Source organism: Comamonas sp. A7-5 (assembly GCF_039581385.1).
Lineage (GTDB): Bacteria > Pseudomonadota > Gammaproteobacteria > Burkholderiales > Burkholderiaceae_C > Comamonas > Comamonas thiooxydans.
This window is the reverse complement of the sequence record NZ_JBCPWO010000001.1, coordinates 611,465-630,870: the sequence shown is the minus strand read 5'-3', so window position 1 is coordinate 630,870 and position 19,406 is coordinate 611,465. Positions and strand designations below refer to the sequence as shown.

Annotated in this window: 19 protein-coding genes; 9 read left to right on the top strand and 10 right to left on the bottom strand. The window is 60.1% G+C overall.

Annotated features, from left to right (window positions below; all coding sequences use genetic code 11):
- Positions 1–4: 4 nt before the first annotated feature.
- Positions 5–1,366 (bottom strand): GNAT family N-acetyltransferase, encoded by a 1,362-nt coding sequence (locus AAIL67_RS02850; RefSeq protein WP_197483880.1) that lies wholly within the window; start codon positions 1,364–1,366, stop codon positions 5–7.
- On the opposite strand from AAIL67_RS02850, the gene AAIL67_RS02845 reads away from it, so the two are divergent.
- Both AAIL67_RS02845 and AAIL67_RS02840 read left to right on the top strand, forming a co-directional pair.
- Entirely contained in the window at positions 1,365–3,011 is a 1,647-nt protein-coding gene (locus AAIL67_RS02845) for an NAD+ synthase (protein ID WP_343483341.1), read from the top strand. The genes AAIL67_RS02850 and AAIL67_RS02845 overlap by 2 nt on opposite strands.
- A 51-nt stretch (positions 3,012–3,062) precedes the next feature.
- On the top strand, positions 3,063–3,401 hold the full coding sequence (locus AAIL67_RS02840) for a P-II family nitrogen regulator (RefSeq protein ID WP_003056652.1): 339 nt from the start codon (positions 3,063–3,065) through the stop codon (positions 3,399–3,401).
- 143 nt (positions 3,402–3,544) lie between these two features.
- On the opposite strand, the gene AAIL67_RS02835 is transcribed toward AAIL67_RS02840, so the two are convergent.
- Genes AAIL67_RS02835 through AAIL67_RS02810 form a run of 6 tightly spaced genes read right to left on the bottom strand, consistent with a single transcriptional unit; the run spans position 3,545 to position 6,996 of the window.
- A complete protein-coding gene (locus AAIL67_RS02835) occupies positions 3,545–4,138 on the bottom strand; it encodes a TIGR00730 family Rossman fold protein (protein WP_343483340.1) in 594 nt (197 codons plus the stop codon).
- Positions 4,135–4,533 (bottom strand): diacylglycerol kinase, encoded by a 399-nt coding sequence (locus AAIL67_RS02830; RefSeq protein WP_034356988.1) that lies wholly within the window; start codon positions 4,531–4,533, stop codon positions 4,135–4,137. Before AAIL67_RS02830 ends, AAIL67_RS02835 begins: the two co-directional genes overlap by 4 nt.
- An 11-nt stretch (positions 4,534–4,544) precedes the next feature.
- Positions 4,545–5,078, bottom strand: coding sequence for an RDD family protein (locus AAIL67_RS02825; protein ID WP_034356991.1), 534 nt, complete (start codon positions 5,076–5,078; stop codon positions 4,545–4,547).
- 58 nt (positions 5,079–5,136) lie between these two features.
- Complete coding sequence (locus AAIL67_RS02820; protein ID WP_034356994.1) at positions 5,137–5,952, bottom strand: DUF3106 domain-containing protein; 816 nt, start codon at positions 5,950–5,952, stop codon at positions 5,137–5,139.
- A gap of 22 nt (positions 5,953–5,974) precedes the next feature.
- Positions 5,975–6,430, bottom strand: coding sequence for a DUF3619 family protein (locus AAIL67_RS02815; protein WP_034356997.1), 456 nt, complete (start codon positions 6,428–6,430; stop codon positions 5,975–5,977).
- Positions 6,427–6,996: an RNA polymerase sigma factor gene (locus AAIL67_RS02810; protein ID WP_003066234.1), complete on the bottom strand. Its 570-nt coding sequence runs from the start codon at positions 6,994–6,996 to the stop codon at positions 6,427–6,429. Before AAIL67_RS02810 ends, AAIL67_RS02815 begins: the two co-directional genes overlap by 4 nt.
- Positions 6,997–7,261: 265 nt before the next feature.
- Here AAIL67_RS02810 and AAIL67_RS02805 point away from each other — a divergent pair, with 265 nt between their 5' ends.
- From AAIL67_RS02805 to pbpG, 7 genes are all read left to right on the top strand, one after another.
- On the top strand, positions 7,262–9,049 hold the full coding sequence (locus AAIL67_RS02805; protein ID WP_343483339.1) for an acetolactate synthase 3 catalytic subunit: 1,788 nt from the start codon (positions 7,262–7,264) through the stop codon (positions 9,047–9,049).
- Positions 9,050–9,205: 156 nt separating this feature from the next.
- Complete coding sequence (gene ilvN, locus AAIL67_RS02800; protein ID WP_003056638.1) at positions 9,206–9,697, top strand: acetolactate synthase small subunit; 492 nt, start codon at positions 9,206–9,208, stop codon at positions 9,695–9,697.
- Between the two features lie 73 nt (positions 9,698–9,770).
- Positions 9,771–10,787: a ketol-acid reductoisomerase gene (gene ilvC, locus AAIL67_RS02795; RefSeq protein WP_003056637.1), complete on the top strand. Its 1,017-nt coding sequence runs from the start codon at positions 9,771–9,773 to the stop codon at positions 10,785–10,787.
- Between the two features lie 199 nt (positions 10,788–10,986).
- Positions 10,987–11,856: a CDP-diacylglycerol--serine O-phosphatidyltransferase gene (gene pssA, locus AAIL67_RS02790; protein WP_003056635.1), complete on the top strand. Its 870-nt coding sequence runs from the start codon at positions 10,987–10,989 to the stop codon at positions 11,854–11,856.
- Positions 11,857–12,087: 231 nt separating this feature from the next.
- Positions 12,088–13,761, top strand: a complete 1,674-nt coding sequence (gene leuA / locus AAIL67_RS02785; RefSeq protein ID WP_034383633.1) for a 2-isopropylmalate synthase — start codon at positions 12,088–12,090, stop codon at positions 13,759–13,761.
- Positions 13,762–13,864: 103 nt separating this feature from the next.
- Positions 13,865–15,403, top strand: coding sequence for a 2-isopropylmalate synthase (locus AAIL67_RS02780; protein ID WP_063660791.1), 1,539 nt, complete (start codon positions 13,865–13,867; stop codon positions 15,401–15,403).
- 112 nt (positions 15,404–15,515) lie between these two features.
- The gene (gene pbpG / locus AAIL67_RS02775) at positions 15,516–16,730 is read left to right on the top strand and encodes a D-alanyl-D-alanine endopeptidase (protein ID WP_063660792.1); all 1,215 of its coding nucleotides are present in this window, start codon (positions 15,516–15,518) and stop codon (positions 16,728–16,730) included.
- A gap of 110 nt (positions 16,731–16,840) precedes the next feature.
- Here pbpG and AAIL67_RS02770 read toward each other — a convergent pair whose 3' ends face one another.
- From AAIL67_RS02770 to aat, 3 genes are all read right to left on the bottom strand, one after another.
- Positions 16,841–17,674 (bottom strand): IclR family transcriptional regulator, encoded by an 834-nt coding sequence (locus AAIL67_RS02770; protein ID WP_003080783.1) that lies wholly within the window; start codon positions 17,672–17,674, stop codon positions 16,841–16,843.
- A gap of 98 nt (positions 17,675–17,772) precedes the next feature.
- Positions 17,773–18,543 (bottom strand): arginyltransferase, encoded by a 771-nt coding sequence (locus AAIL67_RS02765; RefSeq protein WP_003066251.1) that lies wholly within the window; start codon positions 18,541–18,543, stop codon positions 17,773–17,775.
- 28 nt (positions 18,544–18,571) lie between these two features.
- Positions 18,572–19,321, bottom strand: a complete 750-nt coding sequence (aat, locus tag AAIL67_RS02760; protein ID WP_034357018.1) for a leucyl/phenylalanyl-tRNA--protein transferase — start codon at positions 19,319–19,321, stop codon at positions 18,572–18,574.
- Between the last annotated feature and the right edge of the window lie 85 nt (positions 19,322–19,406).

Here is a 19,406-nt window from a genome sequence, read left to right as displayed (position 1 = left end):
ACCTTCAGGCCTTGCGCAGTGGACTATGGGATTGCAGCTCTTCCACATATTGGGCCATGCCTTCGCTCTCGCGCTGCAGGAAGCGCTCGATGGCATCGGCAAAAGCGGGGTGGGCCACCCAGTGGGCACTCGGTGTTTCCACGGGCAGCAGCGCGCGGGCCATCTTGTGCTCGCCCTGGGCGCCGCCCTCGAAGCGGGCAAAGCCGTTGGCGATGCACCATTCGATGGGCTGGTAGTAGCAGGCTTCGAAATGCAGGCTGTCGATCCGTTCCAGAGCGCCCCAGTAGCGGCCATAGGCAACCTTGTTATTGATAGCTGCTAGCGCCTGTCTATCCTCAAAAAACAATGGTTTTGATGCTGAAATCATTGATCGAAAGTCGGTAATAGCTATCAAACTTGAAGCGACAGGCTGTCCGTCGCGCTCGGCGATGAACATCACCCAGTTCTCGGGCATGGCCGAGGCCATGGAGGCAAAGAACTCCGGTGTCAGATACGGCGGGTTGCCATGCTCCAGGTAGGTGCGCTCATAGCAGCGGTAGAAGAAGGACCAGTCCTGCGCACCGATGTCGCTACCCTGCATGGCTTTGAAGCTCACGCCGGCTTCGCGTATCTTGCGCCGCTCCTGGCGGATTTTCTTGCGCTTTTCCTGGTTCAGCGAGCCCAGAAAGTCGTCGAAGTCCTTCCAGCGGGACGGTGCCATTGCTGTGTCATTGCTCGCTTGCATGCTGCCGGGTAGTGCCCCGGCTGGCAGGGGAGCGCCCGCAGCGGGAAGTGCGGGCGGCGTGTTCGTCCAGTGAAACTGCACCGTGCTGCGCTGCATCCAGCCCGCTGCAGCGCAGGCGGCAAGATCGTCGGCATCGCCAAACAGCAGATGCAGCGATGACAGCTGCTGCTCGGCTGCCCAGGCCTGGACGGCATGCACCAGCGCCACGCGCAGTGCCTGGCTGCGTGCCAGCAGGCGGGAGCCGGGCACGGGCGTGAAGGGGACGGCCAGCAATCCCTTGGGGTAGTAAGGCAGGCCATGCTGCTGATAGGCGCGCGCCCAGGCCCAGTCAAACACATATTCGCCGTAGGAGTGGGTCTTGATATAGAGGGGGCAGGCGGCCAGCAGCTCATCGCCGTCCCAGACGGTGATGACCCGGGCGATCCAGCCGGTATCGGGCGTGGCGCTGCCGCTTTGCTCCATGGCTGCCAGGTATTCGTGGCGCATGAAGGGCGTGGGCGTGGATTGAGAGGCCAGCAGCACATTCCAGGTTTGTGCGTCCAGCTGCTGCACGCTGGCAAGCACGCGAGTGATAATCTTGTTTTCGGCCATGCCCTGATTGTCGCGGGGGCTGGTGGCCTCACCGCCTAGCTTGCTTTTCATGACGCTTTCCATTTGCTGTGCCCAACGCAATTTTGTTGTGGGAGACCTCTCTGGCAATGTCCAGAAAATCATCGCCGCTGCTGCTGAAGCTTATGCCAACGGTGCCCGCCTGCTGCTCACGCCTGAGCTTGCCCTGTGTGGCTACGCGGCTGAGGACCTGTATCTGCGTCCGGCATTTTTGGAAGCCTGCGATGCGGCCCTGCAGCAGTTGCAGCAAGCCAGTGCCCAATGGCCGGGGCTGGCGCTGGTCATCGGTCACCCGCAGCGCGATGAGCAAGGTGAGAAACTGTTCAACGCTGCCAGCGTGCTGCGCGATGGTCAGCAGATTGCGCGCTATTTCAAGCAACTGCTGCCCAACTTTGGCGTGTTCGACGAACAGCGCTACTTTGCGGCCGGTGAGGAAAGCTGTGTCTTCGAGCTGGACGGCATCCAGGTCGGACTGCTGATTTGCGAAGACGCCTGGCATGCCGGCCCTGCGCGGGCGGCCGTGGCCGCAGGCGCCCAGTTGCTGGCCGTCATCAATGCCTCGCCGTTCCATAGCGGCAAACCCTCCGAGCGCGAGGCGGTGATTGCGCAGCGCGCCATGGAAAATGCGGTTCCCCTGGTCTATGCCCATCTGGTGGGGGGCCAGGACGAGGTCGTGTTCGACGGCTGCTCGTTTGCGGTGGACGTCAGCGGTCAGGTGGCGGCGCGTGCGGCGGCCTTCGAGGAAGAGCTGCCCATGATGGCTGCGCAGCTGGTGGATGGGCGCGTGAAGCTGATGGGGCAAGTCAAGCCCCAGCTGAACCACCATCATGCGCTTTGGTCGGCGCTGGTGCTGTCCGTGCGCGACTATGTGGGCAAGAACCGTTTTCCGGGTGCGCTCATCGGCCTGTCGGGCGGCATGGATTCGGCCCTGGTGCTGGCCATTGCCGTGGACGCGCTGGGTGCGGACAAGGTGCGCACGGTCATGATGCCTTCGCCCTATACGGCCGATATCAGCTGGCTTGATGCACGCGAGATGTCCGAGCGCGTGGGCGTGCAGCACGAAGAGATCGATATCGCGCCGCAGTTCGAAGCCTTCAAGGCAGCGCTGGCTGGCACTTTTGCCGGACGCGCCGAAGACACGACCGAGGAAAACCTGCAAGCCCGTATTCGCGGCACCCTGCTGATGGCTATGAGCAACAAGTTTGGCTCCATCGTGCTGACCACGGGCAACAAGAGCGAGATGTCCACCGGCTACTGCACGCTGTACGGCGACATGGCCGGCGGTTTTGCCGTCATCAAGGATGTGTTCAAGACCGAGGTGTTTACGCTGGCACGCTGGCGCAATGCCAACGATCCCTTCGGCACGGGGCTCGATCCCATTCCCGAGCGCATCATCACGCGTCCGCCCAGCGCCGAGCTGCGCCCCGATCAGAAGGATCAGGACAGCCTGCCGGACTACGAGGTGCTGGATGCCATCGTGTCCCGTTACATGGAAAACAACGAGAGCATAAGCTCCATCGTCGCCGAGGGTTTTGCGCCTGCGGATGTGGAGCGGGTCACGCGTCTGATACAAATCAACGAGTACAAGCGTCGCCAGGCGCCAGTCGGTCCACGTCTGACAATGCGCAGCTTTGGCAAGGACTGGCGCTACCCCATTACCAATAAATTTCGCGCCTGAGGTTCTGCCTCCGGTGTTTTGCCGATTTCAATCAATTGAGGAACCAGCCCCATGAAAATGATTACCGCCGTCATCAAGCCCTTCAAGCTCGAGGAAGTGCGCGAGGCCCTGGCCGAGTGTGGGGTGAATGGTCTGACCGTGACCGAAGTCAAGGGTTTTGGCCGCCAGAAAGGCCATACCGAGCTCTATCGTGGCGCGGAGTATGTGGTGGATTTTCTGCCCAAGGTGAAGATCGAAGTCGTGGTGCGAGATGAAGACGTGGACCGCTGCGTGGATGCCGTCGTCAACGTCGCGCGCACCGGCAAGATTGGTGACGGCAAGATCTTCATCACCCCCGTGGAGCGCGTGGTGCGCATCCGTACGGGTGAGCTGGACGACACTGCCGTCTAAGTCGCCATGTCGCGCCCCAGTCATGCGCCCCAGGAAAAAAGCCAGACCTTGAGTCTGGCTTTTTTCCTGGTCCGGGGCCGGGTGTGTGCACTGCAGGCAGCGCTACGGGTCGGCGGATGCCTTCCTGCAGTGTTTTTCAGGGCTCAGATTACCGAGCGCAGAGGCGGTGTATCCAGCTGGCTGCCGGCATTCTGGACGAGATTTTGCAGCAGGGCCGAGGCGTCGCTGCTGCTTTCGACCAGGCCCATCTGCCACTCGCCCATGAAGCCGTTGCCCACGCAGGACTGAAGAAACTGCAGCATGGCGTCGTAATAGCCATCCACATTGAGAATGCCGACGGGCTTGTCGTGGTAGCCCAGCTGTCGCCAGGTCCAGACTTCGAACAGCTCCTCAAACGTGCCGATGCCGCCGGGCAGGGCCACGAAGGCATCGCTGCGCTCGGCCATCATGGCCTTGCGTTCGTGCATGTTCTTGACGATGTGCAGTTCGTCGCAGGCCTGGTTGGCCAGCTCCTTGTCGACCAGTGCCTGAGGGATGATGCCGACGACACGGCCGCCAGCTTGTTGCGTGGCTTCGGCCACCACGCCCATCAGGCCGCTGCGTCCACCGCCATAGACCAGCTGACCGCCGCGCGAGCCTATCCATTGGCCCACGGCCTTGGCGACTTCGGTGAATTGAGGGTTGGTGCCGGGGCGTGAGCCGCAGTACACGCAAATGGAAAAAGCGGGTTGAGTCATACGATGAAACGGTGATAAAGAGCGGCAGCCCAGACGGCTCCGCAAAGGCACAGGGCCAGAAATACAGCAGCGCTGCCCATGTCCTTGGCTTTCTTGGACAGCTCGTGCCATTCGGGCCCAATACGGTCTATGGCTGCCTCTATGCCGGTATTGAGCAATTCCACAATGAGCACCAGGATGACGGTGCCGGCCAACAGCGCTGTCTGCTCCCAGCTCTGGCCCAGCCAGAGCGCCAGAGGAATCATGACGGCAGCACAGATTGCTTCTTGCTGGAATGCTTTTTCATGCCAGCCGGCCTTGAGGCCAGCCAGTGAGTAGCCGCCGGCATGCAGCACCCGGGACAGTCCGGTACGGCTTTTTTGCGGGTTGACGGGGTCGGGTGAGGAGGTACTCATGGAGGGGCGGGTCAGCGGATGCGTTTGGGAGTTGGGGCCTGATGCACCAGCTGGGTGCCGGCCCAGGCGTCGTGCCAGAACTGCTTTCTGGGGTGAAAGCGGCTCAGCAGCGCCCAGATCAGAATCCAGCCCATGAGCAGCACCAGAACCTCCAGTGGCGGCAGGCCCAGCGGGTAGAGCAGGGCCAGCGGTGGCAGCCACCACATCCAGCTGGCTGCGTAACGCAGCAGGGCGCGGGTTTGCGTCAGGGGTCGACCTTGGGTATCGACCACGCGGATATGCCAGGTCTTCATGGCCAGCGTCTGGCCCTTGCTCCAGAACCAGACAAAGTAAATCCCCAGCACCACCAGCATGAAGGCCTGCAGCAGATGCCGATTGTCGAGTGCATTGCGCGTCTGAGACAACGTTCCGAACAAATAGCCGGCGATGAACACCACGCCAAACAAAAGCATGCCTTCATAAAGCCAGCAAGCCATGCGGCGACGAAGGCTTGGTGCTATGAAGTCAGGAGTCGATGAGGCTGCCGGCCGGGTGTCTTGCTGCATGAGGGCATTGTAGGGCTCAGGTCAGCGGGCTTGGCGCTCGGTTGCCGCACCGACACTGTCATTGGTGCGCGTCTTGACTTGGCGCATCCAGCGGAGGCAGGGTGATCGGGGTGGCGCGAGGAATGTCCACGGGAGCCGTCTCCACAATCACCGAGGGCGTACGGATGGGGTGCGTCTCCACCATGGCTGGTGTTGCGGGCACGGGCGGTGGTGGGTGATGAATGGTTGCGGGTGGAATCTTGGGCAGATTCGGCACCGTATTGGGGGAGGCCGTGGCAGCAGGAATGCGCGCCAGCTTCTTGGAAGGCACGGGCTTGATGGCCGGTGCGGCGCTTACCACCTTGGGAGTGGCGCGGGCGGCCAGCAGTCGCTTTTCTTCATCGCTCAGAGCCTGGTAGGCCTCCCACTGGGCTTGCTTGTCAGTCGCGAGCTTGTTGGTAATGGCGAAATTCAGCCGGGCCTGGTTGCGCTGGGCAGCACTCAGGCCGGACCAGGCTTCCATGCGGTCATGAAGCTTTTGCTGTTCGCGCTCGCTGAGTTTGTCAAAGCCATCCGCCAGGGCAATCCAGCGGCGCTTCTGCACCGAGCCGATCATGGCCCAGCGCTCTTGCAGCGGCTGCAGAATCTCGCGCTGGTGGCTGCTGAGTTCGCCCCAGCGTGGACCCGAGGCCTGCGCCGAGGCTCTCTGGCGCGTGGACGGGTCTGCATGCATGGATCTGGATGCAGCTACCGTGGCGGGGGGGACGGAGCTGGGTGCCAGCCTGACTTGCTGTACGACATTCCATCCTGTCCAGCTCAAGGCCACCAACAACAGCGCCGCCATGATGGCGGCGGTGTTGTCGGGTTTCAGGAGGGAGCGCTTCTCAGTGGGCATCAAGGCAGAGGTGGCAGGCTGTTTAGTGTTCTGATGGGGTGGCTGCCGAGGTCTTGAGGTACTGGATGAAGCCAGGGTCAGAGTAGGCAGCAGGGGGCAGATCATCGGTCAGCAAGGCTGTATCGACCTCGGTGACTTCGCTTAGCATACTTTGTTCGGTGTCGGAGTTGTAGATTACCAGGCCCGCAATGAGTGCAAAAACGGGGATGGCCGAGACCAGGGTGCGCCACCAGCCGTTACCCTCGTCGGGGTTGCCCAGTGTCAGGGTGCTGCCCTGGGCAGATGCTGCAGTACTGGTCTGAACGCGCAGTACAGACGCTTCGCGGCGACGTATGGACACGGCTTGCTCGCGGGAGGCGCGCAGGCGTTCGGTAATTTCGTAAGGGAGCAAGGCTTCGCCCTCGCTCAGGCGGGCAGTGATTTGACGGGCGATGCGGTCGGCGGTCTGTTCTTGCCGGAGGGTGGGCGCGGATTTCATAACTCGATTCCTTTGGCCTTGAGTGCCTTGCTCAATGTTTGAATGGCGCGGAAGCAATGGGTTTTGACGCTGCCTTCAGAGCAACCCATGGCGGCGGCAGTCTCTGCGACATCCATCTCTTCCCAGTAACGCATGAGAAAGGCCTCGCGTTGACGCGCAGGCAGCTCCTGTATCTCTTTTTCTATGCTTTGCAGCGTCTGCTTGCGTTCGGTCAGGCTCTCGGCGTTGCTGGCGGCGGATTCGTCGCTGTTGGTGGCATAGGTTTCCAGCCAGTCGAAGTCGCTGTCCCCGTCTACGGAAGACTCCAGGTCGCTGAAGTGAGTGAAAACGGCTTTCTGGGTCTTCTGGCGGCGAAACCAGTCAAGAGTGCTGTTCGACAGAATGCGCTGGAACAGCATGGGCAGTTCATTGACCGGTTTGTCCCCATAGTGCTGGGCCAGTTTGAGCATGCTGTCCTGCACGATATCCAGGGCGGCCTCCTCGTCGCGGACATGGAAAACGCTGCGTTTGAAGGCGCGCTTTTCAACGTCTTTGAGGAATGCAGACAGTTCTTGTTCTGTGGCCAAGAGAGAGTAACCCTGGAGAAAGCGGGAGTTAGGTAGTGGCGAAAGCGGCAGATTATCGCATCCGATGATGTTTTTTTGTGTACTGCATTTGAAGGTCTTGTTGCAGTGCGATAATGATCTTCAACTTAAAGAAGCAAACGGATCACGGTCCGGCGTACACACAAACGTCCATGGCATGTGGTCTTAAGTCCTAAACCGGCCTCACAAGGGCTTCAGGCTAAGGGCACCGAAGGTTTTTCGTTAGAGAAATTCACAAAGGTTGATCATGGAAATCTCCAAAGCCGAGCTGGCCTCTGCAGCCGCCGCATCGTCCCCCAAGGGCGCCCTGGAATTGATGGGCTCCGAAATCCTCATCAAGTCTCTTCAGGCTGAAGGTGTCAAGCACCTGTGGGGTTACCCTGGCGGGGCAGTTCTCTATATTTACGACGCGCTCTACAAGCAGGACAGCATTCAGCATGTGCTGGTGCGCCACGAGCAGGCGGCCGTGCATGCAGCCGACGGTTTTGCGCGTGCCACCGGTGAGGTGGGCGTGGCGCTGGTGACTTCCGGCCCCGGTCTGACCAATGCGGTAACGGGCATTGCCACCGCCTATACCGACTCCATCCCCATGGTGGTGATTGCGGGTCAGACATCGACCAATTACATCGGTACCGACGCGTTTCAAGAGTGCGACACCGTGGGCATCACTCGTCCCATCGTCAAGCACAACTTCCTGGTCAAGGATGTGCGCGAGCTGGCCGAGACCATGAAAAAGGCTTTCCACATCGCCCGCACCGGCCGTCCCGGCCCTGTGGTGGTGGATATTCCCAAGGATGTGTCCTTCAAGAAGGCGCTGTACACGGGCTATCCTGAAAAAGTGGAAATGCGCTCGTACAACCCCGTCAAAAAGGGACATGCAGGCCAGATCCGCAAGGCCTTGCAGCTGCTGCTGACGGCCAAGCGCCCTTATATCTACACCGGCGGCGGCGTGCTGCTGGGCAATGCCTGCAACGAGCTGCGTCAGCTGGTGGACATGCTGGGCTACCCGGTCACGAATACGCTGATGGGCCTGGGCGCCTACCCGGCCAGCGACAAGAAGTTCCTGGGCATGCTGGGCATGCACGGCACCATCGAAGCCAACAATGCCATGCAGAACTGCGATGTGCTGCTGGCCGTGGGTGCGCGCTTTGACGATCGCGTGATCGGCAATCCCAAGCATTTCATGTCGGTGGAGCGCAAGATCATCCATATCGACATCGATCCTTCCTCCATCTCCAAGCGCGTGAAGGTGGATGTGCCTATCGTGGGCGATGTCAAGGACGTGCTCAACGAGCTGATCGCCATGCTGCGCGAGTCGGCACAGCGCCCCGATGAGGCGGCTTTGGGCCAATGGTGGAGCACCATCGAAGGCTGGCGCAGCCGCGACTGCCTGAGCTACGACAAGTCCAACACCGAAGTCATCAAGCCCCAGTACGTGGTCGACACGCTGTGGAACATGACCAAGGATGCCGACGCCTACATCACCTCCGATGTGGGCCAGCACCAGATGTGGGCGGCGCAGTATTACCGCTTCGATGAACCCCGTCGCTGGATCAACTCCGGCGGTCTGGGCACCATGGGCGTGGGCCTGCCTTACGCCATGGGCATCAAGCTGGCCAAGCCCGACTCCGAAGTCTTCTGCATCACGGGCGAAGGCTCGATCCAGATGAATATCCAGGAGCTGGCCACCTGCAAGCAGTACAACACCCCGGTGGTCATCTGTGCGCTGAACAACCGCTTCCTGGGCATGGTGCGCCAGTGGCAGGAAATTGAATACTCGGGTCGCTACTCAAGCAGCTATATGGATTCGCTGCCCGACTTCGTGAAGCTGGCCGAGGCCTTTGGCCATCGTGGCCTGCTGATCGAGAAGCCTGCCGATGTCGAGGCTGCGCTGCGCGAGGCGCGCCGTATCGTGCGCGAGGAAAGCAAGACGGTCTTCCTGGACTTCCGCACCGATCCGACCGAGAACGTGTTCCCCATGGTGCAAGCCGGCCGTGGCATCACGGAAATGCTGCTGGGCGCCGACGATCTGTGATGCCGGGTAGCCGGTTTTGAAAAAAATCGGCCGCAAGCACTTACATATCAAGCACAAGCAGCTATATTTTAAATAGCACTTTTTGACGAATCTATTGTCCGCCGAGCCTGGCACTTACCGGTGTCAGGGGAGGGCGGCGAAAAGAGGAATCTCCCAATGAAACACATTATTGCCGTGCTGCTCGAGAACGAGCCTGGAGCACTGTCGCGCGTCGTGGGCCTGTTTTCCGCCCGTGGCTACAACATCGAATCCCTGACTGTCGCACCGACCGAGGACCCCTCGCTGTCGCGCATGACCATCCTGACCACGGGCTCGGACGATGTGATTGAGCAAATCACAAAGCACCTGAACCGACTGATTGAAGTGGTTAAAGTGGTGGACCTGACCGAAGGTGCCTACACCGAGCGCGAGCTGATGATGGTCAAGGTGCGTGCCGTGGGCAAGGAACGCGAGGAAATGAAGCGCATGGCGGACATCTTCCGCGGCCGCATCATCGACGTGACCGAGAAGAGCTACACCGTGGAGCTGACCGGCGACCAGTCCAAGAACGACGCCTTCCTGCAAGCCATTGATCGCACTGCCATCCTTGAGACCGTTCGCACAGGCGCCTCGGGTATTGGTCGTGGCGAGCGCATTCTGCGTGTCTAATGGCTGCGTTGCACCACTTTTGAATCTGAACAAACCTTTTTAACCCCCTCAAGATAAGAGACCTGGAGCCATCATGAAAGTTTTCTACGACAAGGACTGTGACCTGAGCCTGATCAAGGGCAAGACTGTTGCCATCATCGGCTACGGCAGCCAAGGCCACGCACATGCTCAAAACCTGAACGACAGCGGCGTTAAGGTTGTGGTCGGTCTGCGCAAGGGCGGCTCTTCCTGGGACAAGGTCGGCAAGGCCGGCCTGACGGTGATGGAAGTGAACGACGCGGTGAAGGCTGCCGACGTGGTCATGATCCTGCTGCCCGACGAGAACATCCCCGAGGTGTACAAGAACAACGTCGAGCCCAACATCAAGTCCGGCGCTACCCTGGCTTTCGCTCACGGCTTCAACGTGCACTACAACCAGGTCGTGCCCCGCGCCGATCTGGATGTGATCATGGTCGCCCCCAAGGGCCCCGGCCACACCGTGCGCTCCGAATACCTGAAGGGCGGCGGCGTGCCTTCCCTGATCGCCATCTACCAGGACAAGTCCGGCAAGGCCCGTGACGTGGCCCTGTCCTATGCTTCCGCCAACGGCGGCGGCAAGGGTGGCATCATCGAAACCAACTTCAAGGAAGAAACCGAGACCGACCTGTTTGGCGAGCAGGCCGTGCTGTGCGGCGGTGCCGTGGAACTGGTGAAGATGGGCTTCGAGACGCTGACCGAAGCTGGCTACGCTCCCGAAATGGCTTACTTCGAGTGCCTGCACGAGTTGAAGCTGATCGTTGACCTGATGTATGAAGGCGGCATCGCCAACATGAACTACTCCATCTCCAACAACGCGGAGTATGGCGAGTACGTGACCGGCCCCGAAGTCATCAACGAAGAATCCCGCAAGGCCATGCGCAACGCCCTCAAGCGCATCCAGAGCGGTGAATACGCCAAGATGTTCATCAGCGAAGGCCGTCTGAACTATCCTTCGATGACTGCCCGTCGTCGCCAGAACGCCGACCATGCCATCGAGCAAGTGGGTGGCCAGCTGCGCTCCATGATGCCCTGGATCTCCAAGAACAAGCTGGTCGACCAGACCCGCAACTAATGCAGGCAGGTCATTCGGCGCGAGCCGGATGACTGCGCTTGGGCAAGAGGCCACCTTTGAGGTGGCCTTTTTTCATTCCGGATGCGATCTGTGTGGCGGGTACACTGGTGGCAGGGACATGGCCATGATGGCCATGCTTGAAATACTATCGTTTTAATAGCTGCATGCAGTTGACATGCAAGCACTGGAGGTCTGTTTGATGCAAAACAGCAATGATTCTGCCGATCTGAGTGGAATGCCGCGCAAGCCGCGCAAAGGCATTTATGTGCTGCCCAATCTGTTCACGCTGGCAGCGCTGTTTGGCGGTTTCTACGCCATCGTCATGGCCATGAACAACAAGTTCGAGCTGGCGGCCGTGGGCGTTTTCTGCGCCATGGTGCTCGACAGTCTTGACGGTCGCGTGGCGCGCATGACACACACGCAAAGCGCGTTCGGCGAGCAGATGGACTCGCTCTCCGACATGGTGTCCTTCGGTGCTGCGCCCGCGCTGATTGCTTATGAATGGGCCCTGCGTCCCCTGGGGCGCTGGGGCTGGATTGCCGCCTTTGTGTATTGCGCCTGCGCCGCATTGCGCCTGGCGCGCTTCAACGTGAATACGGCCGTGGTGGACAAGCGCTATTTCCAGGGCATGCCTTCGCCTGCGGCTGCGGCCCTGGTGGCGGGCTTTATCTGGCTGACCAGTGCGCTGATGGTTTCCCATCGTGATGTACCCATCTTCGGCGATGTGATTTCCTGGTTTGGCGGCTATCCCACGGACAGGGCCGATCTCTCCTGGATCATGTTCGCCATCACGCTGTTCGCAGGTCTGACCATGGTCACCAATATTCCCTATTACAGCTTCAAGGACATCGGCGGCGCCAAGAGCATGCCGTTCGTCTCGCTGGTGGTGGTGGCCCTGCTGATGGCCGTGGTCAGCATCGAGCCTGCAACCATGCTCTTCCTGGTGTTTGTCGGCTACTCGGTCTCGGGCTATGTGATCTATGTCTGGCGCCGTGCCAAGGGTGAGCAGGTCAGCATTGTGGCGACCTCCAAGGACGAGCCCGATGAGCGTGGTCTGCACGACGATTGAAGCGCGGCCCCAAAAAATCCTGGCCCTGTCAACTTTTCTTGTGTTAAAGTGACCCGCATGCAAAACCTGTCGCTAGCTCTACTACTAATGTCCAACGGGCAGAGAAAGTAGCGCGCGCGTACAAACACACCCTACTTGGCGGCCCGTAGCATCAGCGACGGGCCGTTTTTGCTTTTGGGCGTCGCTGGAGCTGGGTTCAATTTCCTCTAATTTCGACTAAAGAGACTCACCATGTTGCAAAACCCTTCCACCAAATACCGCGCTTTCGCCCCTGTGCGTCTGACCGATCGCACCTGGCCCGACGCGGTCATCACCAAGCCCCCGGTCTGGTGCAGCGTGGATCTGCGTGACGGCAACCAGGCCCTGATCGAGCCGATGGACATCGAGCGCAAGGTGCGCATGTTCGAGCAACTGGTGAAGATCGGTTTCAAGGAAATCGAAGTCGGCTTTCCTTCGGCCTCGCAGATTGAGTTCGACTTCATGCGCAAGCTCATCGAGGAAAACCGCATTCCCGACGACGTGACCGTGCAGGTGCTGACCCAGGCGCGTGAGCACCTGATTCGCCGCACCTTCGAAGCGCTCGAAGGCGTGCCCCGCGCCATCGTCCATCTCTACAACGCCACGGCTCCCGTGATGCGCCGCGTGGTGCTGAACATGAGTGAAGACGAGATTGTGGAATTGGCTGTGACCAATGCCCAGATGTTCAAGGACATCGCGGCCCAGCACCCCAACACCAAATGGACCTTCCAGTACTCGCCTGAAATGTATTCGGACACCGAGCTGGAGTTCTCCAAGCGCGTGATAGACGCCGTCACCGATGTCTGGCAGCCCACGCCCGAGAACAAGTGCATCATCAACCTGCCCACCACCGTGGAGCACTCAACGCCTAATATCTTTGCCGACATGGTGGAGTGGACGCATCGCAACATCAAGCGCCGTGACAGCGTGGTGATCTCGGTCCATCCGCATAACGACCGCGGCACGGGAACGGCGGCAGCCGAGCTGTCCCTGATGGCTGGCGCGGACCGCCTGGAAGGCTGCCTGTTCGGCAACGGCGAGCGCACCGGCAATCTGGACGTGGTGAATGTGGCGCTCAATATGTATATCCAGGGCGTGAACCCCGGCCTGGATTTCTCCGACATCGACGATATCCGTGCAACGGTTGAGCATTGCAACCAGTTGCCCGTGCATCCTCGTCACCCTTACGTGGGTGACTTGGTCTACACCTCCTTCTCCGGCTCCCACCAGGACGCCATCAAGAAGGCTTTCGCCGCCCACAAGGAAGGCGATATCTGGGATATGCCTTATCTGCCCATCGATCCCAAGGACCTGGGGCGCAGCTACGAGGCCGTGATTCGCGTGAACAGCCAGTCGGGCAAGGGTGGTATTGCCTATCTGCTCGAGAGCGAATATGGGCTTCAGCTGCCTCGCCGCCTGCAGATCGAGTTCAGCCAGGTCGTGCAGCGCGAGATGGATGCCAGCGGCAAGGAATTGTCGGCTGCGGATCTGTGGGAGCTGTTCCAGCGCGAATATGGGGTCAACACTGTCAAGGCACCTCAATATCGCCTGAGCGAGGCAGATGGCGTTGTCAATATGACTTCCCACATCGAGATCGCCGGAGAAAAGTATTTTTTGGAAGGCGAAGGTACGGGCCCCATTGATGCCTTCGTGCAGGCGCTGTCGGCTAACGTCGGCCGCAATGTGCGCGTGCTCAACTATGCTGAGCATGCGATTGGCGAGGGAGCGAATGCCAAGGCGATTGCCTATGTGGAGCTGCGCGTGGATGATGCTCAGGTCTGCTATGGCGTCGGGGTCGATGCCAATATCGTTTCTGCCTCGTTGCGCGCCATCATCTCGGGAGTGCAGCGCGTCCCTGCTGTCGCCGAAGAGGCGGTAGCCGCATAAAAGGTTCAAAGCCGGTGTCGCCAAAAGCGCACCGGCTTTTTTGTCGGCAATCCTCCAGTCAAAACAGGCGTCTACCGGCGCCATTACATAGAGAGTCCCCACCATGTCCGATCAGCTCATTATTTTTGACACCACCTTGCGTGACGGCGAGCAGTCGCCCGGCGCATCCATGACGCGCGATGAAAAGCTGCGCATTGCACGCCAGCTGGAGCGCCTCAAGGTCGATGTGATCGAGGCAGGGTTTGCCGCAGCATCCAATGGCGACTTCGAGTCCATCCAGACCATTGCGCGTGCCATCAAGGACTCCACAGTCTGCTCGCTCTCACGCGCCAACGACCGAGACATCGCGCGTGCGGCCGAGTCCTTGAAGGATGCCAACCGCGCTCGCATTCACACCTTCATCGCCACCAGTCCGCTGCACATGGAGAAAAAGCTGCGCATGACACCCGAGCAGGTGCTGGAGCAGGCCAAGCAGGCGGTGCGCTTCGGGCGCAATCTCATCGAAGACATCGAATTCAGCGCGGAGGACGGCTATCGCAGCGAACCCGATTTTCTGGCGCGCGTGATCGAGGCCGTCATCAAGGAGGGTGCAACCACCATCAACGTGCCCGACACCGTGGGCTACGCGATTCCCGAGCTCTATGGCGAGTTCATTCGCAACTTGCGCGAGCGCGTTCCCAACAGCGACAAGGCCGTCTGGTCCGTGCATTGCCACAACGACCTGGGCATGGCGGTTGCCAATTCGCTGGCGGGCGTGAAGATTGGCGGCGCACGCCAGATCGAATGCACCATCAACGGGCTGGGCGAGCGTGCAGGTAACTGCTCACTTGAAGAAGTGGTCATGGCCATCAGGACGCGCAAGGACTACTTTGGTCTCGACGTGAATATCGATACCCAGCATATCGTGGCCGCCAGCCGCCTGGTCAGCCAGACCACGGGCTTTGTGGTGCAGCCCAACAAGGCGGTGGTGGGAGCCAATGCCTTTGCCCATGCTTCCGGCATTCATCAGGATGGCGTGCTCAAGGCGCGTGATACCTACGAAATCATGCGTGCCGAGGATGTGGGCTGGGCGGCCAACAAGATCGTGCTGGGCAAGCTCAGCGGTCGCAACGCCTTCAAGCAGCGCCTGCAGGAGCTGGGGGTGGAACTGGACAGCGAAGCTGCCATCAACCAGGCCTTCACGCGCTTCAAGGAGCTCGCGGATCGCAAGAGCGAAATCTTTGACGAGGACATTCTGGCGCTGGTGAATGCCGAAGGCGCGGAGCACCAGGACAATCAGTTTCAGTTCATTTCGCTGGCCCAGCAGAGTGAAACAGGTGAGCGCCCACATGCCAGCGTGGTCTTCAGCAATGCAGGCCGGGAAATCAAGGCCAGCTCCGAGGGCAATGGTCCGGTCGATGCCTCGTTCAAGGCCATCGAGTCCGAAGTCAAGAGCGGTGCCGAAATGGTGCTGTATTCCGTCAATGCCATCAGCGGCTCAACCGAGAGTCAGGGCGAGGTGACGGTGCGCCTGCAACGCAGTGGTCGCATCGTCAACGGAGTGGGTGCTGACCCCGATATTGTGGTCGCATCGGCCAAGGCATATCTGAGCGCTTTGAACAAATTGCATAGCAATCAGGAAGTTGTTGCAGCACAAGGTTGACTGCTGGATTTATAATTTCACTCAGATTATCGAGAAGGTTGTGCAAGTGCTTGTCACTGCACAACTTTTTTGATTGAATTAAATCCTTACACCTTGTTGTCTGGAGTATCGCATGCAGCTGCTGCGTCCATTTCGCCTTGCAAAACTCACCCAGGTGGTGTCTTTGGCTCTGTTGAGCTGCGCTCTGGCTGCTCCGGCAGCGCATGCGGCGACACCCAAAAAAGACTCCAAAAAGCCCGTGGCTGCTGCGGCTTCGGCTAAGAAAGCGGCCAAGGAGCCGGCTGGCAAGGTTCGTGCCGCAGCGCAGCCCAAAAGCGCAAAGGTCGCCAAAGGCAAGCCGGAAAAGGCAGACGCCAAACTTGCAAGCAAGAAGGGCGGCAAGACTTCTCTAGCAGCCAAGGCCGAAAGAAACGAGAAGACCGGCGGCAAGAAGCGTCTGGCCAGGGCAGGAGCCGCTGGCGCTGCGGTTGCGGCAGCAGCTGCTGCCACGGCAGTCGAGCCCGCACGCCTGTCCTATGGGCAGATGGCGGGTCTTCACTCCGTCTCGGACCCCCTTGATCTGCAGAGCAGCGTGGCTTATGTGATCGACCAGGACACACATGAGGTGCTGCTGAGCAAGAACGATCAGGCAGTGCTGCCGATTGCCTCGCTGACCAAGCTGATGACCGGTCTGCTGATCTCTCAGGCCCGCCTGCCCATGGATGAGATGATCACCATCACGCAGGACGATGTGGACACCGAAAAGCACAGCAGCTCCCGCCTGCGTGTCGGTACCACCTTGACGCGTGCTGAGATGATGCATCTGGCGCTGATGTCCAGCGAGAACCGTGCTGCCCATGCCCTGGGACGCACTTATCCCGGCGGTCTGGCGCAGTTTGTGCAACTGATGAACTCCAAGGCGCTGCAACTGGGCATGAAGGACACACGCTATGTGGAGCCCACCGGCCTGTCCAGCAGTAACCAGTCCAGCGCACGCGATCTGGCGCGCCTGGTGGCGGTGGCGCATGCCGATCCGCTGATGCGCGAGTACTCCACATCGCCCGGCTATGAAGTGGCCGTCGGTCGCCGCACGCTGCAGTTCAACAACACCAACCGTCTGGTCAAGAGCGACAACTGGGATATCGGCCTGCAAAAGACCGGCTATATCTCCGAAGCCGGACGCTGCCTTGTGATGCAGGCCCATGTGGCCGGGCGCAAGCTGATCATGGTGTTCCTGGATTCCGCAGGCAAGTTCAGCCGCCTGGCAGACGCCGAGCGCGTGCGCCACTGGATGGAAAGCAAGGGGCCCACCGCCAGCAATACGATTGCAAGCCGTATCAGGGGCTAAGCAGGTGTAGACCCAATAAAAAAGCGCTACCCAGGTAGCGCTTTTTTATTGGGTCTACACCTGAAATGGAATTCCAGCCCCTTTGCAGATTGCGAGAGGCGCCCCTGTATTCAACTGTGCTGGCTGCGGCTATAGGGGTTGGGGGCGGCCTGAGCCGGGGCCGGGCGTGTGCCGCTGAAACCCAGCGCCACGGAAATTTCCTGCACCGTGGCCTGCAATCTGGGGGCCCAGCTCTCGTCAAGGCGGTCTGCTGGGGCAGAGATAGACAGGCCCGCAATCAGCTTGCTCTGGTCGTCGTAAATGCCGGCTGCCATGCAACGCACGCCCAATTCCAGCTCTTCGTTGTCGCGGGCAATGCCGTATTGGCGCACCTTGGCCAGCTCATGTTCGAGGTCACCCAACTGGGTGATGCTGAAATGGGTCTTGCCGGGCAGGCCGGTGCGCATGGCGTAGGCGCGCACCTGCTGGGAATCGTCAGCTGCCAGAAACAGCTTGCCGTTGGAGGTCAAGTGCAAAGGCGCGTGGCCGCCAATGGCGCGTACCACCTGCATGCCCGAGCGCTCGCTGTAGGCGCGTTCCACATAGACAATCTCGTCGCCCTGGCGCACGGACAGGCTGATGGGTTGCTGAATCTGCTTGTAAAGCTGACGCATGGGGGTCAGCGCCACTTCACGTACGTTCAGCCGGGCCTTGACCAGGTTGCCCAGTTCCAGAAAGCGCATGCCCAGGCGGTAGCTGCCCGATTCGGGTCGATCCACAAAGCGGCCCAGTGCAAGGTCATTGAGTATGCGGTGCGTGGTCGATGGATGCAGGCCCGTGCGTTCGCTGATCTCCTTCAAAGAAACCGCTTCCTCACGCGATGCCAGCACGTCGATCAACGTGAACATGCGTTCCAGAACCTGGACGCTGGGCTTTGCGGAGGCCGATAGGTCGTCTTTTTTCATGCGTTGGAGATACTTTGCGGGATGAGGGCATTCTAGCGGTGCTGCAGCCGTGCAGCCATGTCATCCGCTCATATATCCATGTGCTGTTTTTTGCAGCGTCACTCTTCAATTTGCGAGCGCACAATGCTTTGCCTGTCTACGCGCTGCCATAGCTCGCCCTGGCGGATCTCATGTGGCAAAAAGCTGGCCTTGTAGCGCATCTTCTGGCTCTCGGAGATCCAGTAGCCAAGATAGACATAAGGCAGGTTCATGGCTTTGGCTTGCTGAATTTGCCACAGCACATTGAAGGTTCCATAGCTGGCGTGGTCCTCCGGATCGTAGAAGGTGTAGACCGCCGACAGCCCGTCCTCCAGTACGTCCAGAATGGAGAGCATTTTGAGTGTGCCGGGCTGACCGTCTGCGCCCGGCTCGCGGAACTCGACCAATCGGGAGTTGACCCGGCTTTGCAGCAGAAACTGCGTGTACTGGTCCACGCTGTCGTTGTCCATGCCGCCACCGCTATGGCGGTGCTGCTGGTAGCGTAGGTAGAGCTGGTAGTGTTCGTCGGAGTAGTGCAGGCGCTGAATGGAGGCGACAAGTTGCCCATGCTGTTTTGCAGCGCGCCGCTGGCTGCGGCTGGGGCGAAACTCCTGGGCCAGAATTCGCAGAGGAACGCAGGCCTTGCAGCCATCGCAATAGGGGCGATAGGTGAACATGCCGCTGCGCCTGAAGCCCAGCGTGACCAGTTCCGAATAGGTGGTGTTCTGAATCAGGTGACTGGGTGTGGCGACCTGAGAACGTGCCAGCCGGCCCGGCAGATAGCTGCAGGGATAGGCTGCCGTGGCATAGAACTGCAGGGCATGTAGCGGGAGGTCGTTCGGGTGCGTCATGATCGGACTCGGCTGCAGATGCGGTGCGTCAAGCCTCAGTATGGCTCAGCAACTGTTCCCAGTATATGGGCCTGAATTGCCACTGCATATCGGGCAGCTGGGCCTGGGCTTGAACGGTCCGGGCGAACTGCGCTCTTGTGACTTCTCGAGCGCCCATGAAAGATAGATGTGCGGTGGCCTGCTGGCAGTCGATCTGCGGCACCTGATGAGCCCTGCACAGGGCCACCAGCGCCGACAGTGCAATCTTGGAGGCATCGGTCTGCAGTGCGAACATGGATTCGCCAAAAACCGCTCTGCCCAGCGCCACGCAGTAAAGCCCGCCGACCAGCTGGCCGTCGATCCAGGTTTCCACGCTGTGTGCAGCGCCCTGCTGATGCAGCTCGGTATAGGCATCGACAATGCTTTGCACAATCCAGGTGCCGTTCTGGCCGTCGCGCGGGGTCTGGGCGCAATGCTGCATCACCGTGGCAAAAGCGCTGTCGATGCGAATTTCGCAGCGCGGATCATTGCGAAATTTCTGCAGTCTTTTGCGCAGGCTGCGGTGCAGACGAAACTCGTCGGGATGCAGGGCCATGCGTGGATTGGGGGACCACCAGAGCACGGGCTGGCCCTCGCTGAACCAAGGGAAGATTCCCTGGCTGTAAGCCGTGCGAAGGCGGGCGGCATCCAGGGTGTTGCCGGCAGCGAGCAGCCCTGGAATGGGATCCCTCTCCCCCCAGGTCTGATCAATGGGGGGAAATTCTTGTTCGGGCTGCAGCCAGGGCAGGGAGTGCGTCATTGGCAGTGGGAGTGGATGGACTGCCCTTAGTCTTGCACAGACTGAAGCGGTTTTGAGTGTCGCGGCGGACGAAGGCGGCTGGCGT

Bases quoted from the DNA above. Each gene is read 5' to 3' on its own strand.
- AAIL67_RS02820 (WP_034356994.1), bottom strand. From the start codon at position 5,952: ATGCCCACTGAGAAGCGCTCCCTCCTGAAACCCGACAACACCGCCGCC.
- AAIL67_RS02765 (WP_003066251.1), bottom strand. From the start codon at position 18,543: ATGACGCACCCGAACGACCTCCCGCTACATGCCCTGCAGTTCTATGCC.
- ilvC (WP_003056637.1), top strand. From the start codon at position 9,771: ATGAAAGTTTTCTACGACAAGGACTGTGACCTGAGCCTGATCAAGGGC.
- AAIL67_RS02830 (WP_034356988.1), bottom strand. From the start codon at position 4,533: ATGAGTACCTCCTCACCCGACCCCGTCAACCCGCAAAAAAGCCGTACC.
- ilvN (WP_003056638.1), top strand. From the start codon at position 9,206: ATGAAACACATTATTGCCGTGCTGCTCGAGAACGAGCCTGGAGCACTG.
- AAIL67_RS02815 (WP_034356997.1), bottom strand. From the start codon at position 6,430: ATGAAATCCGCGCCCACCCTCCGGCAAGAACAGACCGCCGACCGCATC.
- AAIL67_RS02850 (WP_197483880.1), bottom strand. From the start codon at position 1,366: ATGAAAAGCAAGCTAGGCGGTGAGGCCACCAGCCCCCGCGACAATCAG.
- AAIL67_RS02840 (WP_003056652.1), top strand. From the start codon at position 3,063: ATGAAAATGATTACCGCCGTCATCAAGCCCTTCAAGCTCGAGGAAGTG.
- AAIL67_RS02780 (WP_063660791.1), top strand. From the start codon at position 13,865: ATGTCCGATCAGCTCATTATTTTTGACACCACCTTGCGTGACGGCGAG.
- AAIL67_RS02835 (WP_343483340.1), bottom strand. From the start codon at position 4,138: ATGACTCAACCCGCTTTTTCCATTTGCGTGTACTGCGGCTCACGCCCC.
- pssA (WP_003056635.1), top strand. From the start codon at position 10,987: ATGCAAAACAGCAATGATTCTGCCGATCTGAGTGGAATGCCGCGCAAG.
- AAIL67_RS02805 (WP_343483339.1), top strand. From the start codon at position 7,262: ATGGAAATCTCCAAAGCCGAGCTGGCCTCTGCAGCCGCCGCATCGTCC.
- AAIL67_RS02845 (WP_343483341.1), top strand. From the start codon at position 1,365: ATGACGCTTTCCATTTGCTGTGCCCAACGCAATTTTGTTGTGGGAGAC.
- AAIL67_RS02825 (WP_034356991.1), bottom strand. From the start codon at position 5,078: ATGCAGCAAGACACCCGGCCGGCAGCCTCATCGACTCCTGACTTCATA.
- leuA (WP_034383633.1), top strand. From the start codon at position 12,088: ATGTTGCAAAACCCTTCCACCAAATACCGCGCTTTCGCCCCTGTGCGT.
- AAIL67_RS02770 (WP_003080783.1), bottom strand. From the start codon at position 17,674: ATGAAAAAAGACGACCTATCGGCCTCCGCAAAGCCCAGCGTCCAGGTT.
- pbpG (WP_063660792.1), top strand. From the start codon at position 15,516: ATGCAGCTGCTGCGTCCATTTCGCCTTGCAAAACTCACCCAGGTGGTG.
- aat (WP_034357018.1), bottom strand. From the start codon at position 19,321: ATGACGCACTCCCTGCCCTGGCTGCAGCCCGAACAAGAATTTCCCCCC.